Origin of the sequence: Streptomyces sp. NBC_00057 (assembly GCF_045041165.1) — a bacterium.
Lineage (GTDB): Bacteria > Actinomycetota > Actinomycetes > Streptomycetales > Streptomycetaceae > Streptomyces.
The window spans coordinates 7,009,116-7,027,872 of sequence record NZ_CP108256.1; the positions used below are offsets into that span (position 1 = coordinate 7,009,116).

Here is an 18,757-nt window from a genome sequence, read left to right on the forward strand (position 1 = left end):
CCCGGAAGAGACCTGGGGAGGCCAGTGGGAGGGGCCGGAGCCTTCGGCCGCCCCTCCCGACTGCGTCACATTCCCTACCAGCGGACCGCGTTCAGCGCGTTCACCACACCGGCCCCGTAGAAGCCGTTGCGGTTCTTGCCGCCCTCGCAGACGGCGTCGATCTTGCCGTCACCGTTGTAGTCGTACGGTGCGCCGCACGCGGTGGCGTCGGCCTCGGCCGTCAGGAGCGACTTCACGGCAGCCGCCGAAGCGTGCGGGTGCGTCGACTTGATCAGGGCCGCGACGCCCGCGACGTGCGGGGAGGCCATCGACGTACCGGCCTTGTAGCCGTACTTGCCGCCCGGCAGCGTGGACAGGATCAGACCGCTCGTCGCGGGCGGTGCGGGCGTCTGGTAGACCGTCGAGTCGCCGCCGGGAGCTGCGACGTCGATGACGCCGTTCCCGTAGTTCGAGTACGAGGACTTCAGACCCTTGGCACCGGTTGCCGAGACGGTTACGACGCCCGGCAGCATCGCCGGGATGTCGAGGCACTCGCGCGGGTTGATCGTCCGGGTCACGGCCGTGGTGTCGTTCGGGCTGGTCGTGTCGTCGATCGCGCCGGAGGCCAGGTCGAACTTGCTGTTGCCGGCCGAGGCGACGTTGACCGTGCCCTTGTGCTCCGCGTACCGCGTGGCGCGGGCGACGGCCTCGACCAGGGCGCCCTGGTCCGGGTCGTTCTTGCAGTTGAACATCCACGGGTCGGTGTAGTAGCTGTTGTTGGTGACATCGACACCGTGCTCGGCGGCCCAGACGAAGCCGCAGACGATCGACTCGGTGTAGAAGAAGCCGTCCGGGTTCGCCACCTTGATTCCGGCGACCTTCACGCCCGGGGCGACCCCCGTCACCCCAACGCCGTTCTTCGCGGCGGCGATGGTGCCCGCCACGTGCGTGCCGTGGTCGCTCTCACCGGCCTTGGGGCGCCAGGCACCGTCCGTCGTGTCCGGCGCCCCGGACACACAGCTCGCGGAGGCCCCGCGGCTGAAGTTCGGCGCCAGGTCCGGGTGGGTGTCGTCGACACCCGTGTCGATGACCGCGACGGTGACCTTGCTGCTGCCCAGCGTCTCCCGGTGCGCCTGGTCCGCCTTGATGGCGGGCAGATCCCACTGCAGGGGCTCCATCGGATCCTGGTCCGCCGTCGCCTCCGCCGCCGCGCTCCGGGCCTGCTCGGCGGTGAGCGGCTGCTCGACCCCGATGTCCGTGGTGGCCTGCGGAACGATGGGGCTGGTGCGGGTGGCCCCCGCCGAATCGACACCCTTGACCCGGCGGATCGACTGCGCGAAGTCCGGGTTCTGCGACTCGACGACGATGACGCCGATCTGCTCATAGGCGATCACCACCGTGCCGCCGGCCTCGGCTATCGCCTTCTTCACCTGCTTGACGGTGCCGTGATTGCTCCGCGTGTTGACGACGTACGAGAGCTTCGGGCCGTCCGTCGACACCGCCGCCGTGGGCTGCGCGTCCACCGGTGCGGCAGAAGCGGCACCCGTCGGCAGGAAGCCGAGCGAGGCCGTGAGTGCCAGTCCGACGGGCAGCGTCAGTGCGCGCGTCCGTCTGGATCCCAGATGAGCCATGGGGTCTCCACATCATCCGTGCCTGTCGACCGGACACAGGATGTGCCCAGTCGCGTACATGACGAGTGAAGTTATCGCTGATCAGCCCCACTATTCAATGAGTTGGGGGCACTCGGTTCGACCGGATGGGCGCGAAGAGGCGACGAGGCCGCGACGAAGCCGCGACGGAGCCGCGACGGAGAGGCGAGTTCGAGAAGTGCGAACTCGCGGTGAACCGCTTCGCCGCGCTCTCCGTGCCGTTGTCAGGGGAGACGCACCACCATCCCCGACATCGAGGTTCCCCAGTGAAATCCACCGCCTCCACCACCACCGCACCCGCGTCGCGAGGAGATTCCGTGGCTACCGATGCACCGCCGCCCGAGGGCATTACGGAAACCCGCCCTGCCGAGCCCACGACCGAGGCGTTCATCGCGACGCAGGAGAGCGCGGAGTTCGGCGAACTGCGCCACGCCCACCGCTCGTTCGCCTTCCCGCTGACCATCGCCTTCGTCCTCTGGTACCTGCTGTACGTGCTGCTGTCCAACTACGCGGGCGGCTTCATGGGCACCAAGGTGTACAGCAACATCAACGTGGCCTTCGTCTTCGGCCTCGCCCAGTTCGTCACCACATTCCTCATCGCCTGGCTCTACTCGCGCCACGCAGCCGCGAAGCTCGACCCGAAGGCAGAGGCCATCAAGTCCCGTATGGAGGCCGACGCATGAGCGCCGCGTACCACTCGCACCCCGCCCTCCAACTGGCCGCCTCCTCGACCACCGAGCACCGGCCGCTGATCATCACGCTCTTCGCCGTGTTCGTCGCCGCGACCCTGGGCATCACCGTCTGGGCCGGACGGCAGACCAAGAGCGCCTCCGACTTCTACGCCGGCGGCCGCCAGTTCACCGCCTTCCAGAACGGACTCGCCGTCTCCGGCGACTACATGTCGGCGGCCTCGTTCCTCGGGATCGCCGGGGCCATCGCACTCTTCGGCTACGACGGCTTCCTGTACTCCATCGGCTTCCTCGTCGCCTGGCTGGTGGCCCTGCTGCTGGTCGCCGAACCGCTGCGCAACTCGGGCCGCTACACGATGGGCGACGTCCTCGCCTACCGGATGCGGCAGCGCCCGGTCCGTACCGCCTCCGGCGTCTCCACCATCATCGTCTCGATCTTCTACCTGCTGGCGCAGATGGCGGGTGCGGGCGTCCTGGTCTCCCTGCTCCTCGGCATCACCAGCGACGCGGGCAAGATCCTCATCGTCGCGCTGGTCGGCGTACTGATGATCGTGTACGTCACCATCGGCGGCATGAAGGGCACCACCTGGGTCCAGATGGTCAAGGCCGTGCTGCTGATCGCCGGTGCCCTCCTGATGACCTTCCTGGTGCTGCTGAAGTTCAACTTCAACATCTCCGACCTGCTGGGCACGGCCGCCTCGAAGAGCGGCCACGGAGCGGCGTTCCTGGAGCCCGGCCTCAAGTACGGCGCCACCGGCACCTCGAAGCTGGACTTCCTCTCCCTCGGCATCGCCCTGGTCCTCGGCACCGCCGGCCTGCCGCACATCCTGATCCGCTTCTATACGGTGCCGACCGCCAAGGCCGCCCGTAAGTCGGTCAATTGGGCCATCGGCATCATCGGCGCGTTCTACCTGATGACGATCGCGCTCGGTTTCGGCGCCGCGGCCCTGATCGGCCCGGACGAGATCAAGGCGAAGAACCCGGCCGGCAACGCGGCCGCCCCACAGCTCGCCGAGTACCTCGGCGGGGTCGGCTCCACCGGTGGCGCCGTGCTGCTCGCCGTGATCTCGGCCGTCGCCTTCGCCACCATTCTCGCCGTCGTCGCGGGGCTCACCCTCGCCTCCTCGTCCTCCTTCGCGCACGACATCTACGCCAATGTCATCCGCAAGGGGAAGGCCACCGAGAAGGAGGAGATGCGGGCCGCCCGCTGGGCCACCGTCCTCATCGGTGCGGTCGCGATCGCCCTGGGCGCCTTCGCCCGCGACATGAACGTCGCCGGGCTGGTGGCGCTCGCCTTCGCCGTCGCCGCCTCCGCCAATCTGCCGACGATCCTCTACAGCCTCTTCTGGAAGCGGTTCACCACCCAGGGCGCGCTGTGGTCGATCTACGGAGGTCTGGCGAGCTCGGTTTTCCTGGTGCTGTTCTCGCCGGTCGTCTCGGGCAACCCGAAGACGTCGATGTTCAAGGGCGTCGACTTCGCCTGGTTCCCGCTGGAGAACCCGGGCCTGATCTCCATCCCGCTGGGCTTCCTGCTCGGCTGGATCGGCTCCCTCCTCTCGAAGGAGGAGCCGGACAAGGGCAAGTACGCCGAGCTGGAGGTCAAGTCCCTCACGGGCTTCGGGGCGCACTGAGAGGGGAAAGTTCTCCGAGGAGTCCGCTCCACGCGTCACTCCGGTTCCGTGTCCGCGTCGTAGAGTCCTACGACGCGGACACGCCGCTCCTCGTGGCAAACGGGCCGTTCCGATGTCACAGGTCTCGCGTAGTCTCGGAGGAGTCAGCCGGAAGAGCCGGATCCGCAGCTGGGAAGCTACTGGGGGAGGGGGCCCACATGCTCATCGACACCTACGATCGGGTCGCCACCGACCTGCGTGTCTCGCTGACCGACCGGTGCAATCTGCGGTGCACGTACTGCATGCCGGAAGAAGGCCTGCAATGGCTGGCCAAGCCCGACCTGCTCAGTGACGACGAGATCGTCAGGCTGGTCCGCGTCGCCGTCACCCGGCTCGGCATCACCGAGGTCCGCTTCACCGGTGGTGAGCCGCTGCTGCGCCCCGGGCTCGTCTCCATCGTCGAGCGGTGCGCGGCCCTGAGCCCGCGCCCCAAGATGTCGCTCACCACCAACGGCATCGGGCTGAAGCGCACAGCGGCCGCGCTCAAGGCCGCCGGTCTGGACCGGGTCAATGTCTCGCTGGACACCCTGCGCCCCGACGTCTTCAAGGCGCTCACCCGCCGTGACCGCCACCACGACGTGCTGGCCGGCCTGGAAGCCGCCCGCGGTGCCGGCCTCACCCCGGTCAAGGTCAACAGCGTCCTGATGCCGGGACTCAACGACGACGAGGCCCCCGACCTGCTCGCCTGGGCCGTCGAGCACGACTACGAGCTCCGCTTCATCGAGCAGATGCCGCTCGACGCGCAGCACGGCTGGAAGCGCGACGGCATGATCACGGCAGGCGACATACTCCAGTCGCTGCGCACCCGCTTCACCCTCACCGATGAAGGCGACGGCGAGCGCGGCTCCGCCCCCGCCGAGTGCTGGCTCGTCGACGGCGGACCCCACCGTGTCGGTGTCATCGCCTCGGTCACCCGCCCCTTCTGCCGGGCCTGCGACCGGACCAGGCTCACCGCCGACGGTCAGGTGCGCACCTGCCTGTTCGCCCGCGAGGAGACCGATCTGCGCGGCGCCCTGCGCTCGGACGCGCCGGACGAGGAGATCGCCAGGATCTGGACACTCGCGATGTGGGGAAAGAAGGCCGGATCCGGACTGGACGACCCGTCCTTCCTGCAGCCCGAGCGGCCGATGTCGGCGATCGGCGGCTAGGGTCTGCCCGGCCCCAAGGGGCCTGTCCGGCCCTGGGCCGCCCTAGCGTCCGTCCGCCCCTGATCCGCCGGACTCCCACTCCGCCAGCGTCACGACATCCTTGAGGAAGCCCCGGACGCCCAGGAACGAGGAGAGATGCTCCCGGTGCTCCTCGCAGGCCAGCCAGGTCTTACGGCGCTCCGGGGTGTGCAGCTTCGGGTTGTTCCAGGCGAGCACCCATACGGCGTCGGCCCGGCAGCCCTTGGCGGAACAGATGGGTGCGGCGGCAGCGCTCTCGGCCGCGGATTCAGGGGAGTTCACGGACTCAACCCTAGTCAGCGCCTGTGCCGACCCCACGGGCCGGCCGCCCGACGCATCCCCTGCCGGAGAAAACCCGACGCATTCCCTGCCGGAAAAGGGCGAAAAAGCGACGCCGAGCAGCCACGGGGGGAGCTGCCCGGCGTCGGTCTGTCGCTCCGACGGGGGATGCGGAGCGCCTACGAAGTATGTCACGCAGACCGGGGTGTGGTGCACCGTAACTTCATGATTGATCTGAGGTTCTCTTGAGCCTTGGGCGACAGCCCGGCCCCAACTGTGCTTATGCCGATTCCCCGCCGCTCCGGGCTCCGTCGGCCTCCGGACCGGACTGCTCGGATCCGGCCACGGGTGCCGCGTCGAGCGCCGGACGCATCGGCGCCGGGACGAAGGTCGAAGGAAGCGAAGGGGTGTTCTCCCGGCCCGCATTGGCGATGACCACCGCCACGTACGGGAGCAGAACACCGAGCGCCAGCGCCACGATCGCGACATACCGCTCGACGTTCCACAGCACGGCGGCCAGGATCACCGAAACCGTTCGCACGGACATCGAGATCACATAGCGCCGCTGCCTGCTGCGCACATCGTCCGCGAGCCCCTGCCGGGCCCCCGTGATCCGGAAGACCTCGACACCGCTCTGCTTCCGCATCATGTCTCCACCACCCTTCCCCCAGCGCCTCGCGGGCCGGGGGAGACCTCATTTCCGCGCCGGACGCTCCCCGGACCGGACCGTATCCACCGTACGCCCGGTGTGCGACGGCTTCGAGACCGGGGCGCGCCGCATTCGTGCATATCGGCAGCCGTGCCGCACATACGGACGCGTCCGACATGCGGCGTACGGCCCACGGGCCGAGACTGGGCGCACATGCGCGACATCGCGTCGCACGAGGAGGCGACATGGGCTGGTTGTGGGCAATCATCGTGGGTCTGGTGCTCGGTCTGATCGCGAAGGCGATCCTGCCCGGCAAACAGAACATCCCACTCTGGCTGACGACGATCTTCGGCATCATCGGCAGCGTCCTCGGCAATGCCGTCGCCACCTGGATCGGTGTCAACGACACCAAGGGCATCGACTGGACGCGCCATCTGTTCCAGCTGATCGGTGCCGTGGTCATCGTAGGTGTCGGCGACATGCTGTGGGCCTCGTTCCGCGGCATCAGACAGAAGGCCTGAGCCAACCCAAGGCCTGGGACGACAGACGGCCTGGGCCACCGGGCCACACGCACTGCGGCCGGACACGCGTCACGCGTGCCCGGCCGCAGTGCCGATGTTCAGGGATCAGCCGGTGACCTCGACGGCGGCGAGGTTCTTCTTGCCCCGGCGCAGCACCAGCCAGCGCCCGTGCAGCAACTCCTCGCGGGCCGGTGCGCTCTCGCCGTCCGTGACCTTGACGTTGTTCACGTACGCACCGCCCTCCTTCACCGTGCGGCGGGCGCCCGACTTGCTCGGCGCCAGGCCGACCTCCACCAGGAGGTCCACCAGTGGACCGAGCTCCGTGACCTGTGCGTGCGGCACCTCGGAGAGTGCGGCGCTCAGCGTCGCCTCGTCCAGCTCGCCGAGCTCACCCTGGCCGAAGAGCGCCTTCGACGCCGCGATGACCGCAGCGCACTGGTCGGCGCCGTGCACCAGCGTCGTCAGCTCCTCGGCCAGCGCACGCTGCGCCGTCCGGGCCTGCGGACGCTCCTCGGTGACCTTTTCCAGCTCCGCAAGCTCCGCGGGGCTCTGGAAGCTGAGGATGCGCATGTACCGGGAGACGTCCCGGTCGTCCACGTTCAGCCAGAACTGGTAGAACGCGTACGGCGTCGTCATCGCCGGGTCGAGCCAGACGGCCCCGCTCTCGGACTTGCCGAACTTGGTCCCGTCCGCCTTCGTCATCAGCGGGGTCGCCAGCGCGTGCACCTCGGCGCCCGGTTCCAGGCGGTGGATCAGGTCGAGACCCGCGGTGAGGTTGCCCCACTGGTCGCTGCCGCCCTGCTGGAGGGTGCAGCCGTAGCGCCGGTACAGCTCCAGGTAGTCCATGCTCTGGAGCAGCTGGTAGCTGAACTCGGTGTAGCTGATGCCCTCGTCGGACTCCAGCCGCCGGGCGATGGAGTCCTTGGTCAGCATCTTGTTGACGCGGAAGTGCTTGCCGATGTCCCGGAGGAACTCGATCGCGGACATGCCCGCGGTCCAGTCCAGGTTATTGACCATGACTGCCGCGTTCTCGCCCTCGAAGGACAGGAACGGCTCGATCTGGGACCGCAGCCGCGACACCCAGTTGGCGACCGTCTCCGGGTCGTTCAGCGTGCGCTCGGCGGTCGGCCTCGGGTCACCGATCTGACCGGTGGCCCCGCCCACCAGGGCGAGCGGCCGCAGACCGGCCCGCTGGAGCCGGCGCATGGTGAGCACCTGCACCAGATGGCCGACGTGCAGACTCGCCGCGGTGGGGTCGTAGCCGCAATAGAACGTGACGGGACCGTCCGCGAGAGCCTTGCGCAGTGCGTCCTCATCAGTGGACTGGGCGAACAGCCCGCGCCACTTCAGCTCGTCGACGATGTCCGTCACGGTTCCGTGTCTCCTCAGCTACGTGTATCGAAAGGCACCAGTCAGTCTAGGCGGGTCACACGCCCAGGCTCACCGAGCTCATGTTGAAGTCCGGGATCCGCAGCGCGGGCATGGCGGCCCGGGTGAACCAGTCGCCCCACTCGCGCGGCAGCGTCTTCTCCGTACGGCCCGCTTCCGTGGCCCGCGACAGCAGATCCACCGGCGACTCGTTGAACCGGAAGTTGTTCACCTCGCCGACGACCTCGCCGCCCTCGACGAGATACACCCCGTCGCGGGTCAGCCCGGTCAGCAGGAGTGTCGCCGGATCGACCTCCCGGATGTACCACATGCAGGTCAGCAGCAGTCCGCGGCCGGTCGTCGCGGCCACCATTTCCTCCAGCGACTGCTCACCGCCGCCCTCCAGCACCAGGTTGTCGATCGCCGGCGCGACCGGCAGCCCGGTCAGCCCGGCCGTGTGCCGGGTGGTCGTCAGATGCTCCAGCCTGCCGTCCCGGATCCAGTCGGTCGACGTCAGCGGCAGACCGTTGTCGAAGACGGAAGCGCCGTCCCCCGAGGCATGGGCGATCACGAACGGCGCCGACTCCAGGCCCGGTGCGTGCGGGTCGCTGCGCAGCGACAGCGGCAGCTCGGACAGGGTCTCGCCGATCCTCGTCCCGCCGCCCGGCTTGGAGAACACCGTCCGGCCCTCCGCGGCGTCCCGTGCCGTCGACGACCACAGCTGGTAGATCAGCAGATCGGCCACGGCGGTCGGCGGCAGCAGCGTCTCGTACCGCCCGGCGGGCAGCTCGATACGGCGCTCCGCCCAGCGCAGCCGCTGCGCCAGCTCCGCGTCGAGCTCGGCCGGATCGACATCCTTGAAGTCGCGCGTGGAGCGGCCCGCCCAGGTCGAACGGGTCCGGTCGGGGGACTTGGCGTTGAGCTCCAGCGTCCCGTTCGGCTGGTCGTGGCGCAGCCGCAGCCCCGTGGACGTACCGAGGTACGTCGAGGTCAGCTGGTGGTGGGCGAAGCCGTACAGCTCACGGCCACCGGAGCGGGCACGGGCGAAGGCGTCGCCGAGCGCCGGGGCGAACTCCGCGAAGACGTCCGAGCCCGTCTCGGCCGGCGCGTCCGTGAAATCGGGCGACGAGGGCACCTTGCCGACCAGCGGCTGCGCGTCCTCCGCCGGACCGGCCCCCCGCGCGGCGGCCTCGGCGGCCCGCACCAGCGGTTCCAGGTCGTCGGCGGTGACGGCGGACCGCGACACCACCCCGGACGCGGTGCCCTGCGCACCGTCGACGGTCGCGATGACGGTCAGGGTCCGCCCCCGCGTCACCCCGTTCGTGGTGAGCGCGTTGCCGGCCCAGCGCAGATTCGCGGACGATTCCTCGTCGGCGATGACGACACAGCCGTCGGCGGTGGACAGTTCGAGCGCCCGCTCGACGATCTCGTGCGGCTTGCTGACGCGGCTCATCGTCCGGCCTCCTGCGTCGTGTCGAGACTGTGCTGTCCCGGGGGACGACCCCCGGACCCCCAGCCGGTTCCGTGGTGACCGCTCATCGTCCGGCCTCCTGCGTCGTATTGAGGATGTTCACGCCCCGGAAGAGGGCGGAGGGGCAGCCGTGCGAGACGGCCGCGACCTGGCCGGGCTGGGCCTTGCCGCAGTTGAAGGCGCCGCCCAGGACATACGTCTGCGGGCCGCCGACCTTCTCCATCGAGCCCCAGAAGTCCGTCGTCGTCGCCTGGTACGCGACGTCGCGCAGCTGTCCGGCCAGCTTGCCGTTCTCGATGCGGAAGAATCGCTGCGCGGTGAATTGGAAGTTGTACCTCTGCATGTCGATCGACCAGGACCGGTCGCCGACCACATAGATCCCGCGCTCCACCCCGCCGATCAGATCCTCCGTGGACAGCCCGCCCGGATCCGGCCGCAGCGACACGTTCGCCATCCGCTGCACGGGGACATGGCCCGGCGAGTCCGCGTACGCGCACCCGTTGGAACGGCCCAGACCCGTCAGCTTCGCGATCCGCCGGTCGAGCTGGTAGCCGACAAGTGTCCCGTCCTTGATCAGGTCCCAGGACTGCGCCTCGACACCCTCGTCGTCGTACCCGATGGTCGCGAGCCCGTGCTCGGCGGTGCGGTCGCCCGTCACATTCATCACGGGCGAGCCGTACGTCAGTTTCCCCAGCTGGTCGAAGGTGGCGAACGAGGTACCGGCGTACGCCGCCTCGTACCCGAGCGCCCGGTCCAGTTCGGTGGCGTGGCCGATCGACTCATGGATGGTCAGCCAGAGATTGGACGGGTCGACGACCAGGTCGTACGCCCCCGCCTCGACGCTCGGCGCCCGCATCTTCTCGGCCAGCAGCCCGGGGATCCGCTCCAGCTCGGCGTCCCAGTCCCAGCCGGTCCCGGTGAGGTACTCCCAGCCGCGGCCCACCGGCGGGGCGATGGTCCGCATCGAGTCGAACTCACCGGTGGTCCCGTCCACGGCGACCGCGGTGAACTGCGGATGCAGCCGCACCCGCTGCTGGGTGGTGACGGTGCCCGCCGTGTCCGCGTAGAACTTGTTCTCGTGGACGGTCATCAGCGAGGCATCCACGTGCGCGACGCCCTCCGCGCCCAGGAGCCGGCTGCTCCACTCGGCGAGCAGCCCCGCCTTCTCCTCGTCCGGTACGTCGAAGGGGTCGATGTCGTACGCCGAGACCCAGGTCCGCTCACCGTGCACCGGCTCGTCCGCCAGCTCGACCCTCTCGTCGGAGCCGGCCGCCGCGATCACCTTCGCCGACAGCTTCGCCATGGCGACGGCCTGCGAGGCCACCTTTGCCGCGGCGTCCATCGTCAGATCCACGCCGGACGCGAACCCCCACGCCCCACCGTGCACGACGCGCACCGCGTACCCGAGATCGGTGGTGTCCGAGGTCCCGGCGGGCCGGGCGTCCCGCAGCCGCCAGGACGCGCTGCGCACCCGCTCGAAACGGAAGTCGGCATGCACGGCCCCCAACGCACGGGCACGGGCCAGCGCCGCGTCGGCGAGGGCCCGCAGGGGCAGGGCCAGGAATGACTGATCTACTTCATGAGGCATGTAGTACTCCGTCTTTTCGGCATCTGTCCGCAGTGAACCATGCCGTGCGTCGAGGGCGACCGGCCATAGGTTTCCCGGACGAGCGCGCCGGGCTCGCCAACCGGCTCGGCGCGGGCCACCCGAGTCCTGGATCCGATCACGGTTCCTCGAACAGAGCTTCATCTCCTACGAGATGGCCCCTCGGGCCAGCCTCCCCGACCGATCAAAGGTCGCCGTCGATCACGCCCGCCCTGAACGCGGCCCACCCCGATGCCGTGAACCGCAGGGGGGTGCGTGCGGGGTCTTTCGAGTCGCGTACGGCCCTGCCGCCATCGGGAAGATGGGCGACCTCGACGCAGTTGCCCTCCCCGCCGCTGGCCGTGGCTTTGTGCCAGGTAACCGCGGAGATGTCGTATGCGTACAGTTCCGCTTCGTGATCTTCGTTCACTTACGGTGTCTCTCTTCCATCTGGGAAATCAGCGTCAGCGAGTCGTCCGTCGGTAGTGCCGCCGCAACGATTCGCTCGAACGCGTCGGCGAAAGTCCCCACTTCACCGACTCCCTCAACGTAGGACGACCCGATGAGATTCTCCAGCAGAACTACATCTGGCATCGGTCCGGGAAAGCCGACGAGGCTGAAGCCGCCGACGCTCCCCGGATGGGGCGTGCCGTTGAGCGGCATCACCTGGAGTGTCACATGCGGCATCTCCGAGACGTCCAGCAGCCTGCGCAGCTGCTCGCGCATGGTCGTCGGCCGTGTGGCGAACCTCTGGTGCAGCACGGCTTCATGGATGATCGCCCAGAGCTTCAGCGCCCCTGAGGGACGGGTGAGCACGGCCTGACGGGCCTGGCGGACCTCCGCGAGTGCGGCAACTTCTTCGGGCGTGCGCGTGATCGCGTTGGCGGCGATGGTTTCCCGTGCGTACGCGGCGGTCTGAAGAAGGCCGGGAATGAGCAGCGGCGCGAATTCGCGGACGCTCTCAGCATCGGATTCGAGTGAGATGTAGTCCGCGTACGTGGGCGACACGATGCCGCTGTACGTCTGCCACCAGCCCTGCTTGCGGGCGTCCTTGGCGAGCCCTTCCAGGGCCGCGACCACCTCTTGGTCATCAATCCCGTACACCCTGAGCAACTCGGCCACCTCCGTCGGCCGGACATGACCGTTGGCGGTCTCGATCCGGGACAGCTTGGGGCCGAGCCACCCCAGCGCTTCGGCTGCCGAGTCGAGGGTGAGGCCGGCTGCGTTTCGATACCGGCGGAGAGCTTCGCCGAGCCGGCGTCGGCGGACTGTGGGAACTGGTCGGGAATGCCGTCCGGGCCTGCGGAGACCACGTTCCGGTGGTCGTGGAGGTGTACGCCGCAGCCTTCGGGATCGCGGTCAACGTCCACGACCCGGACCCCCGCACTCTCCCGCGCCGTCGCGGTATCGCGCTGGACGACGCGGAGGCCGAGGCCGGCCGCGGCCTCGCGCTGCTGGATCTGCTCGCTCCGGGCTGGCATGTGGTCCGGTCGTCGATCGGCAAGCAGATCCGGTGCCGGGTCCCCTGCCCGGCCGGGTGAGCCCTGCCCTGCCGGGCCGTGTCGATGCATCCTCGTTGTAGGTACGATTCAAAAATGTAGGTACTTTCCCTGATGGTTGTCGAAGGGAGCCCCGATGAGCACCATCTCCGTCCGAGAGTTCTCGTACAACCCGAGTGCCGTCTTCGCCCGCGTGGAAAAGGGCGAGGCGATTCAGGTGACGAGACACGGCAACGTCATCGCCATACTGCTTCCTGGTACCGGGGCCTCGGAGCGCTATGCCCCGCTCGTCGCGCAAGGGCAGATCAGGCTGAAGCCGGCCACGACGGCCGATCTCGACCGGCTGCCGGTCTGTGGGCCGCCGGAAGATGTCTCCCCCCTGGATATTTTGCTCGCCGACCGTGAGGACGATCCGCGTTGATCTACGTGGACAGCTCGGCGATCGTCACCCTGCTGAGTGGGCGCGAGCACGCTCGCGAGCTGCGAGCTCATCTGGCGGGGCGAGCGGTGGCACCGCTGGCAACCAGCAGTCTCGGCTTCGTAGAGACGGTTCGGACCCTGGACCAAGTCGGTAGCTTCCCTCATCTCATGGGGGACCTGACTCGGGACTTCACCGAGATTCTGCTGACCGACGAAGTGCGGGACGCAGCTGCCGCCCTGTCGGGCAGGGTGCGGACTCTCGACGCGATTCATGTGGCCAGCGCGCAGGTGCTGGGAGCGTCGCTCGACGTGCTCATCAGTTACGACAAACGGATGCTGGAGGTTGCCGAAAGCGTCGGTCTTCCTGTCGAGGCGCCCGGCTTTCGCTGACGCACTCGCTGGTACAGGAAACGTTCGCTCAGAGCAGGCACTGTAGGAACCCCACAGTGCCCGAGGGAAGGCGCTGTCAGGGGCCGATTGCTCGCGGAGCGCCTGGTACCGATAGGTTTTCGAGGTACCAGACCGCTACCGAAAGGGTGATCCGTTGAGCCGCTCGGTTCTCGTCACCGGAGGAAACCGGGGCATCGGCCTCGCCATCGCCCGCGCTTTCGCCGAAAACGGCGACAAGGTCGCGATCACCTACCGCTCCGGCGAGCCGCCCCAGGTACTCACCGAGGCGGGCTGCCTCGCGGTCCGCTGCGACATCACGGACGCCGAACAGGTGGAGCAGGCCTACAAGGAGATCGAGGAAAAGCACGGTCCTGTCGAGGTGCTGGTCGCCAACGCCGGTATCACCAAGGACCAGTTGCTGATGCGGATGTCCGAGGACGACTTCACGTCCGTACTCGACACCAACCTCACCGGCACCTTCCGGGTCGTCAAGCGCGCCAACCGCGGCATGCTGCGAGCCAAGAAGGGCCGCGTCGTCCTCATCTCCTCCGTCGTCGGGCTCCTCGGCTCGGCCGGGCAGGCGAACTACGCCGCCTCCAAGGCGGGTCTGGTCGGCTTCGCCCGGTCGCTGGCCCGTGAACTCGGCTCGCGGAACATCACCTTCAACGTCGTCGCACCCGGCTTCGTCGACACCGACATGACCCAGGTGCTCACCGAGGAGCAGCGCAAGGGCATCGTGTCCCAGGTGCCGCTCGGCCGCTACGCGCGGCCCGAGGAGATCGCCGCCGCAGTGCGCTTCCTCGCCTCCGACGACGCGTCGTACATCACTGGAGCCGTCATCCCCGTTGACGGCGGATTGGGCATGGGTCACTGATCACCATGAGCGGAATTCTCGACGGCAAGCGCATCCTCATCACCGGTGTGCTGATGGAGTCGTCCATCGCTTTCCACACCGCCAAGGTGGCCCAGGAGCAGGGTGCCGAAGTCATCCTGACCGCCTTCCCGCGGCCCACGCTGACGGAGCGCATCGCCAAGAAGCTGCCGAAGCCGGCCAAGGTCATCGAGCTGGACGTGACCAACGCCGAGCACCTGGACCGTCTCGCCGGTCTGGTCCGTGACGAGCTCGGTTCGCTCGACGGCGTCGTGCACTCCATCGGCTTCGCGCCGCAGGACGCGCTCGGCGGCAACTTCCTGAACACCCCGTTCGAGTCCGTCGCCACCGCGATGCACGTCTCGGCGTTCTCGCTGAAGTCGCTCGCCATGGCCTGCAAGCCGCTGATGAGCGAGGGCGGCTCGATCGTCGGTCTCACCTTCGACGCGCAGTACGCCTGGCCGCAGTACGACTGGATGGGCCCGGCCAAGGCCGCGCTGGAGGCCACCTCCCGCTACCTCGCCCGTGACCTGGGCAAGGACGACATCCGCTGCAACCTGATCTCGGCCGGACCGATCGGCTCCATGGCCGCGAAGTCCATCCCGGGCTTCTCCGAGCTCGCGGACGTGTGGAACACCCGCTCCCCGCTGGCCTGGAACATGTCGGACCCGGAGCCGGCCGGCCGCGGTGTGGTCGCCCTGCTCTCGGACTTCTTCCCGAAGACCACGGGCGAGATCATCCACGTCGACGGTGGCGTGCACATGATGGGTGCCTGATCCCGTACAACAGGCTGTGACACGGCCGCGTACCGCCTCCGATCAGGCGGTACGCGGCCGTCGTGCGTCCGTGCCCGGCCCCGACCCGCTCAAGTCGAAAAGATGGTCGATCCACCGCAGAATGTGGTGGAACCGGACTTTTGGTCAGGCTGCGGGGAGGAGGTCGCTGTGCGCTCCACACGTCGCCGAACCTGGGCACTGCCGGCGGCCTCCATAGCCGTCGCCGCACTTCTCGCCCCCGTAGCCATATCCATGGCGGGGCGGGCAGGAGCCGGGGCGCCCGCGCCCGTCGCTCCGACCCCCGACCCCGCCGGATCCGAATGCCGTACGTCGGTCCGGGGCTCCCGGGTCGTCGCCTACTGCCACAATCCGTACCCCTCCACCGACCGCGTGCAGCTGCACACCGAGTGCCGCCGCTGGTGGGACATAGACGCGGACGCCACCCCGGTCGACGTGGGACCGGGGCGGACCGTGCGGCTCGACGACCGCTGCTGGAAGGAAGTCGGCTCCGTCTGGATCACACACCGGGTGCAGGACACGCTCCAGCGCCGTCCGGCCTAGACCCGGTCCACCAGACAGCTCAGTGCATGACTCGCGGCCTCGGCCGCTGCCGTCTCCGCGTCCCCGGCCCGGATCGCCTCGACCAGCCGACCGTGGTCCATATGATTCTCCGGTCGCAGCTCATGACCGACATCGACCCTGAGATAGTCGCGCAGCAGATCGCCCAGGTCGGCGTAGAGGCCGGTCAGCACGTCGTTGTGCGAGGCCGCGACCACGGCCAGATGCAGCGTCGCGTCCGCCGCGACGAACGCCTCGGCGTCGCCCGCGGCCCAGGTCTCCTCCCGGCGCACCATGAGCGCGTCCAGCTGTTTCAGATCCCGCTCGGTGCGCCGGGCAGCTGCCAACCGCGCCGCCGACGACTCCAGGGTGGAGCGCAGCTCGGCGACATGGCGCGGATCGGCGGAGGCGAAACGGCGGTGCATCACCCCGGCCAGTTCGCTGATGGCGACGACATAGGTGCCCGAGCCCTGCCGGATGTCGAGCAGGCCGTTGTGTGCGAGCGCGCGCACGGCCTCGCGAACGGTGTTACGGGCCACCCCCAGCTGCTCCACCAGCTCGGGCTCGGTGGGAATCCGTGAACCCACGGGCCACTCGCCCGAGGTGATCTGATTCCTCAGCTGGGCAATCACCTGGTCGGCGAGTGCCGAACGCCGCGGAGACGTCAGCGCCATGGTGCTCCTTGCTCGGGTTGCTGGGGTGATGAAGGGTGATGGGGGTCGCTCTGCTTGCAGCGAATGGTCTCAGAGGAGCTCTCGGAGGATTGGACAATCAATCATCCCATGATTCTATGATGGGCCTCATGCCCGACGACGAGACCCAGTACCGGACCCGGACCCTGAGCCCCGCCATCACGGCGGACGCCCCCACGAAAACCCCGACCCCGCAAGCCTCACAGGCCCCGCAGACGGCACAGGCCGCCGCCGGGCCCTCCCCATGGCTGCTCCGGCTGGTCACCATCGGGCTCGTCCTCACCGCGCTCAACCTCCGCCCTGCCATCACCAGCCTCGGCGCCCTCCTCGAAGAGGTGCAGGACGGGCTGCACATGAGCGCCGCCGTCGCCGGTGTCCTCACCTCCGTACCGCCGCTCTGCTTCGCGATCTTCGGCATCATGGCGCCCCGCCTCGCCCGCCGCTTCGGCCCGGGCGCGGTCGTCTGCGCCGGCATGATCGCCATCACGGCCGGTCTCGTGATCCGGCCCCTCGTCGGCTCGACGGCCGGCTTCCTCGCCGCGAGCGCCCTCGCGCTCATGGGCATCGCCGTCAGCAACGTCCTGATGCCGGTGATCGTCAAGCGCTGGTTCCCGGACCGCGTCGGCTCCATGACCGGGCTCTACTCGATGGCCCTGTCCCTCGGGACCTCGCTCGCCGCCGCAGTGACCGTGCCCATGACCCATGCGCTGGGCGGCAGCTGGAAGGCGGGCCTCGGCATCTGGGCCGTGCTCGCCGCCGCCGCGATTTTGCCCTGGATCCCGCTGGTGCGGGACCGGCGCGGTACCTCCGGGCAGTCCGCCGCCCATCACCAGGACGTCCCGACTCTCAGGATCACCCGCAGCCGTACCGCCTGGGGTCTGGCCTGCTTCTTCGGCCTGCAGGCCACCGCCGCGTACATCACCATGGGATGGATGCCGCAGATCTTCCGCGACGCGGGGGTCTCGGCCGGTACGGCGGGCGTTCTGCTCGCCGTGACCATGGCGATGGGCGTGCCGCTCGCCTTTGTCATCCCTCGGGTCGCCACCCGGATGAAGACCCAGGGCCCGATAGTCGTCCTCCTCGGCAGCTGCGGGCTCATCGGATACGCGGGCCTCTACCTCGCACCGGCCGGCGGGGCCTGGGCCTGGGCGCTGCTCCTCGGCATCTCGAACTGCGCCTTCCCGCTCGCCCTGACCATGATCGGCATGCGGTCCCGCAGCGGCGCCGGAGTGGTCCGGCTGTCCGCGTTCGCACAGTCCACCGGCTATCTGATCTCGATCCCCGGCCCGCTGCTCGTCGGCGTACTCCATCAGCACAGCGGTGGCTGGGGGCTGCCGATCGCACTGATGGCGGGCCTCATGGTGCCGCAGATGGTGGCCGGAATCCTGGCCGGGCGGGACCGGACGATCGAGGACGAATGCTGAGATGCGAGACTGAGCCCATGTCTCCTGTGCTCGACCCGAATCCCCAGAACGGTCAGAAGAAGCTCCTCCTCGTGCTCGGAGCGATGCTGCTGGTCACCGTGATCATCGCGGTGATCGCCTCGATCGCATCCCCCTGAGCCGCGCGGCCCCGACGGCCGATGGTGGGGCTGGCACCACCAACCCCTAGGGGGCCAGGGTCAGGGTCAAGTGGGTGGGTCACCGGATGGGACCGGCACCCCCGCATCCGTAGGTTCTGGGTATCAGAACCGATGACCCACGGAGGCGGACATGTCGGCCCGTACGCACACCCGGTCCACCCACCCGGCCACGGGCAGCGTCGAGGTCCGGCTGCCGTGGTGGGCCGTCGCGCTGCCCGCGATCGGGTTCGCCGCGCTCCTGCTGTTGATCATGGGATCCGGCGAGGCGCACGCGGCGACGATCGACCCCGCGGTCGGCCGGTTGCTTGAGCGAATCATGACCCTGATGACCCGCTGACGGCGCCCGCGCCCACCGCAGGAGCCCTTCAACACCCTGCGCCGGGCGGCACATTTCGTGCGAAGCTGAGGTGTATGAGCGTCGATACACCTCGCAGGATCGTCCTTCTCAGGCATGCAAAGGCGGAATGGTCTCAGGATTCCGACCATGAGCGGCCGCTCGCGGAGCGCGGCCGCAAGGATGCCCCCGTCGCAGGCCGCAAACTCGTCGACTCCGGGATCGTCCTCGATCTGGCCCTCTGCTCGACCGCTGTCAGGACGCGCGAGACGTGGAAGCTGGCGGTGCACGAGATGCCGCACCGTCCCAGGACCGTGTACGAGGAGCGACTGTACGAGGCGTCTCCCGGCGAACTGATCGCCCTGATCAACGAGACCCCCGACGATGTGCACGACCTTCTGGTGATCGGCCACAACCCCGGTATGCACGCCGTCGCCGACGCCCTCTCGGAATCGGCCGAGGGTGACGCCCTGGCCCGGATGAACCGCGGCGGCTTCCCGACCGCCGCCTTCGCCGTCGTCGAGTTCTCCGGCTCCTGGAAGGGCGTGGAACACGGAGTGGGCAAGCTGGTCGAGTACTGGACGCCCAACGACTGATCCCGCTGTCGTA

Annotated in this window: 23 protein-coding genes; 14 read left to right on the top strand and 9 right to left on the bottom strand. The window is 68.8% G+C overall.

Annotated elements, in window-relative coordinates:
• Nucleotides 1-74: 74 nt before the first annotated feature.
• Nucleotides 75-1,610, bottom strand: coding sequence for a S8 family peptidase (locus OG953_RS32945; RefSeq protein WP_405688878.1), 1,536 nt, complete (start codon nucleotides 1,608-1,610; stop codon nucleotides 75-77).
• 335 nt (nucleotides 1,611-1,945) lie between these two features.
• On the opposite strand from OG953_RS32945, the gene OG953_RS32950 reads away from it, so the two are divergent.
• From OG953_RS32950 to moaA, 3 genes are all read left to right on the top strand, one after another.
• On the top strand, nucleotides 1,946-2,311 hold the full coding sequence (locus tag OG953_RS32950; protein WP_405688879.1) for a DUF485 domain-containing protein: 366 nt from the start codon (nucleotides 1,946-1,948) through the stop codon (nucleotides 2,309-2,311).
• Nucleotides 2,308-3,948 (top strand): cation acetate symporter, encoded by a 1,641-nt coding sequence (locus OG953_RS32955; RefSeq protein ID WP_405688880.1) that lies wholly within the window; start codon nucleotides 2,308-2,310, stop codon nucleotides 3,946-3,948. Before OG953_RS32950 ends, OG953_RS32955 begins: the two co-directional genes overlap by 4 nt.
• Before the next feature lie 197 nt (nucleotides 3,949-4,145).
• Nucleotides 4,146-5,135, top strand: coding sequence for a GTP 3',8-cyclase MoaA (gene moaA, locus OG953_RS32960; protein WP_405688881.1), 990 nt, complete (start codon nucleotides 4,146-4,148; stop codon nucleotides 5,133-5,135).
• A gap of 42 nt (nucleotides 5,136-5,177) precedes the next feature.
• On the opposite strand, the gene OG953_RS32965 is transcribed toward moaA, so the two are convergent.
• Nucleotides 5,178-5,435: a hypothetical protein gene (locus tag OG953_RS32965; protein WP_405688882.1), complete on the bottom strand. Its 258-nt coding sequence runs from the start codon at nucleotides 5,433-5,435 to the stop codon at nucleotides 5,178-5,180.
• Between the two features lie 277 nt (nucleotides 5,436-5,712).
• Nucleotides 5,713-6,081 carry a DUF3099 domain-containing protein gene (locus OG953_RS32970; protein WP_405688883.1) on the bottom strand — a complete coding sequence of 123 codons (369 nt, stop codon included), beginning with the start codon at nucleotides 6,079-6,081 and terminating at the stop codon, nucleotides 5,713-5,715.
• A gap of 245 nt (nucleotides 6,082-6,326) precedes the next feature.
• Between OG953_RS32970 and OG953_RS32975 the strand changes: the two genes are divergently transcribed.
• On the top strand, nucleotides 6,327-6,602 hold the full coding sequence (locus OG953_RS32975) for a GlsB/YeaQ/YmgE family stress response membrane protein (RefSeq protein WP_405688884.1): 276 nt from the start codon (nucleotides 6,327-6,329) through the stop codon (nucleotides 6,600-6,602).
• Between the two features lie 105 nt (nucleotides 6,603-6,707).
• On the opposite strand, the gene tyrS is transcribed toward OG953_RS32975, so the two are convergent.
• From tyrS to OG953_RS33000, 5 genes are all read right to left on the bottom strand, one after another.
• Nucleotides 6,708-7,973: a tyrosine--tRNA ligase gene (tyrS, locus tag OG953_RS32980; RefSeq protein ID WP_405688885.1), complete on the bottom strand. Its 1,266-nt coding sequence runs from the start codon at nucleotides 7,971-7,973 to the stop codon at nucleotides 6,708-6,710.
• A gap of 55 nt (nucleotides 7,974-8,028) precedes the next feature.
• Nucleotides 8,029-9,423 (bottom strand): metallopeptidase TldD-related protein, encoded by a 1,395-nt coding sequence (locus tag OG953_RS32985; RefSeq protein ID WP_405688886.1) that lies wholly within the window; start codon nucleotides 9,421-9,423, stop codon nucleotides 8,029-8,031.
• 82 nt (nucleotides 9,424-9,505) lie between these two features.
• The gene (locus tag OG953_RS32990) at nucleotides 9,506-11,029 is read right to left on the bottom strand and encodes a TldD/PmbA family protein (RefSeq protein WP_405688887.1); all 1,524 of its coding nucleotides are present in this window, start codon (nucleotides 11,027-11,029) and stop codon (nucleotides 9,506-9,508) included.
• A gap of 202 nt (nucleotides 11,030-11,231) precedes the next feature.
• Nucleotides 11,232-11,456: a DUF397 domain-containing protein gene (locus OG953_RS32995; protein WP_405688888.1), complete on the bottom strand. Its 225-nt coding sequence runs from the start codon at nucleotides 11,454-11,456 to the stop codon at nucleotides 11,232-11,234.
• A complete protein-coding gene (locus tag OG953_RS33000) occupies nucleotides 11,453-12,370 on the bottom strand; it encodes a helix-turn-helix domain-containing protein (RefSeq protein WP_405692192.1) in 918 nt (305 codons plus the stop codon). Before OG953_RS33000 ends, OG953_RS32995 begins: the two co-directional genes overlap by 4 nt.
• Here OG953_RS33000 and OG953_RS33005 point away from each other — a divergent pair.
• From OG953_RS33005 to OG953_RS33030, 6 genes are all read left to right on the top strand, one after another.
• A complete protein-coding gene (locus tag OG953_RS33005) occupies nucleotides 12,346-12,567 on the top strand; it encodes a hypothetical protein (protein ID WP_405688889.1) in 222 nt (73 codons plus the stop codon). The two genes, OG953_RS33000 and OG953_RS33005, sit on opposite strands and share 25 nt — an antisense overlap.
• A 94-nt stretch (nucleotides 12,568-12,661) precedes the next feature.
• The gene (locus OG953_RS33010; protein WP_405688891.1) at nucleotides 12,662-12,946 is read left to right on the top strand and encodes a type II toxin-antitoxin system Phd/YefM family antitoxin; all 285 of its coding nucleotides are present in this window, start codon (nucleotides 12,662-12,664) and stop codon (nucleotides 12,944-12,946) included.
• Nucleotides 12,947-12,951: 5 nt separating this feature from the next.
• Entirely contained in the window at nucleotides 12,952-13,335 is a 384-nt protein-coding gene (locus OG953_RS33015) for a PIN domain-containing protein (RefSeq protein WP_405692194.1), read from the top strand.
• A 154-nt stretch (nucleotides 13,336-13,489) separates the two neighbouring features.
• Complete coding sequence (gene fabG, locus OG953_RS33020; protein WP_405688892.1) at nucleotides 13,490-14,209, top strand: 3-oxoacyl-[acyl-carrier-protein] reductase; 720 nt, start codon at nucleotides 13,490-13,492, stop codon at nucleotides 14,207-14,209.
• A gap of 5 nt (nucleotides 14,210-14,214) precedes the next feature.
• The gene (gene fabI / locus OG953_RS33025; protein WP_405688893.1) at nucleotides 14,215-14,982 is read left to right on the top strand and encodes an enoyl-ACP reductase FabI; all 768 of its coding nucleotides are present in this window, start codon (nucleotides 14,215-14,217) and stop codon (nucleotides 14,980-14,982) included.
• Nucleotides 14,983-15,150: 168 nt separating this feature from the next.
• The gene (locus OG953_RS33030) at nucleotides 15,151-15,543 is read left to right on the top strand and encodes a hypothetical protein (protein ID WP_405688894.1); all 393 of its coding nucleotides are present in this window, start codon (nucleotides 15,151-15,153) and stop codon (nucleotides 15,541-15,543) included.
• On the opposite strand, the gene OG953_RS33035 is transcribed toward OG953_RS33030, so the two are convergent.
• On the bottom strand, nucleotides 15,540-16,214 hold the full coding sequence (locus OG953_RS33035; RefSeq protein WP_405688896.1) for a FadR/GntR family transcriptional regulator: 675 nt from the start codon (nucleotides 16,212-16,214) through the stop codon (nucleotides 15,540-15,542). The two genes, OG953_RS33030 and OG953_RS33035, sit on opposite strands and share 4 nt — an antisense overlap.
• 128 nt (nucleotides 16,215-16,342) lie before the next feature.
• Between OG953_RS33035 and OG953_RS33040 the strand changes: the two genes are divergently transcribed.
• From OG953_RS33040 to OG953_RS33055, 4 genes are all read left to right on the top strand, one after another.
• Nucleotides 16,343-17,656 carry a CynX/NimT family MFS transporter gene (locus OG953_RS33040; RefSeq protein ID WP_405688898.1) on the top strand — a complete coding sequence of 438 codons (1,314 nt, stop codon included), beginning with the start codon at nucleotides 16,343-16,345 and terminating at the stop codon, nucleotides 17,654-17,656.
• A 26-nt stretch (nucleotides 17,657-17,682) separates the two neighbouring features.
• The gene (locus OG953_RS33045; RefSeq protein ID WP_093895778.1) at nucleotides 17,683-17,793 is read left to right on the top strand and encodes an SGM_5486 family transporter-associated protein; all 111 of its coding nucleotides are present in this window, start codon (nucleotides 17,683-17,685) and stop codon (nucleotides 17,791-17,793) included.
• A 151-nt stretch (nucleotides 17,794-17,944) separates the two neighbouring features.
• The gene (locus tag OG953_RS33050) at nucleotides 17,945-18,151 is read left to right on the top strand and encodes a hypothetical protein (RefSeq protein WP_405688899.1); all 207 of its coding nucleotides are present in this window, start codon (nucleotides 17,945-17,947) and stop codon (nucleotides 18,149-18,151) included.
• A gap of 74 nt (nucleotides 18,152-18,225) precedes the next feature.
• Complete coding sequence (locus tag OG953_RS33055) at nucleotides 18,226-18,744, top strand: histidine phosphatase family protein (RefSeq protein WP_093895780.1); 519 nt, start codon at nucleotides 18,226-18,228, stop codon at nucleotides 18,742-18,744.
• The last annotated feature ends 13 nt before the right edge of the window (nucleotides 18,745-18,757 follow it).

Excerpts from the sequence above, each read along its gene's own strand:
- OG953_RS32945 (WP_405688878.1), bottom strand. The coding sequence starts at position 1,610 with ATGGCTCATCTGGGATCCAGACGGACGCGCGCACTGACGCTGCCCGTC.
- OG953_RS32955 (WP_405688880.1), top strand. The coding sequence starts at position 2,308 with ATGAGCGCCGCGTACCACTCGCACCCCGCCCTCCAACTGGCCGCCTCC.
- moaA (WP_405688881.1), top strand. The coding sequence starts at position 4,146 with ATGCTCATCGACACCTACGATCGGGTCGCCACCGACCTGCGTGTCTCG.
- OG953_RS32970 (WP_405688883.1), bottom strand. The coding sequence starts at position 6,081 with ATGATGCGGAAGCAGAGCGGTGTCGAGGTCTTCCGGATCACGGGGGCC.
- OG953_RS32975 (WP_405688884.1), top strand. The coding sequence starts at position 6,327 with ATGGGCTGGTTGTGGGCAATCATCGTGGGTCTGGTGCTCGGTCTGATC.
- OG953_RS32985 (WP_405688886.1), bottom strand. The coding sequence starts at position 9,423 with ATGAGCCGCGTCAGCAAGCCGCACGAGATCGTCGAGCGGGCGCTCGAA.
- OG953_RS32990 (WP_405688887.1), bottom strand. The coding sequence starts at position 11,029 with ATGCCTCATGAAGTAGATCAGTCATTCCTGGCCCTGCCCCTGCGGGCC.
- OG953_RS33010 (WP_405688891.1), top strand. The coding sequence starts at position 12,662 with ATGAGCACCATCTCCGTCCGAGAGTTCTCGTACAACCCGAGTGCCGTC.
- fabI (WP_405688893.1), top strand. The coding sequence starts at position 14,215 with ATGAGCGGAATTCTCGACGGCAAGCGCATCCTCATCACCGGTGTGCTG.
- OG953_RS33035 (WP_405688896.1), bottom strand. The coding sequence starts at position 16,214 with ATGGCGCTGACGTCTCCGCGGCGTTCGGCACTCGCCGACCAGGTGATT.
- OG953_RS33040 (WP_405688898.1), top strand. The coding sequence starts at position 16,343 with ATGCCCGACGACGAGACCCAGTACCGGACCCGGACCCTGAGCCCCGCC.
- OG953_RS33050 (WP_405688899.1), top strand. The coding sequence starts at position 17,945 with ATGTCGGCCCGTACGCACACCCGGTCCACCCACCCGGCCACGGGCAGC.
- OG953_RS33055 (WP_093895780.1), top strand. The coding sequence starts at position 18,226 with ATGAGCGTCGATACACCTCGCAGGATCGTCCTTCTCAGGCATGCAAAG.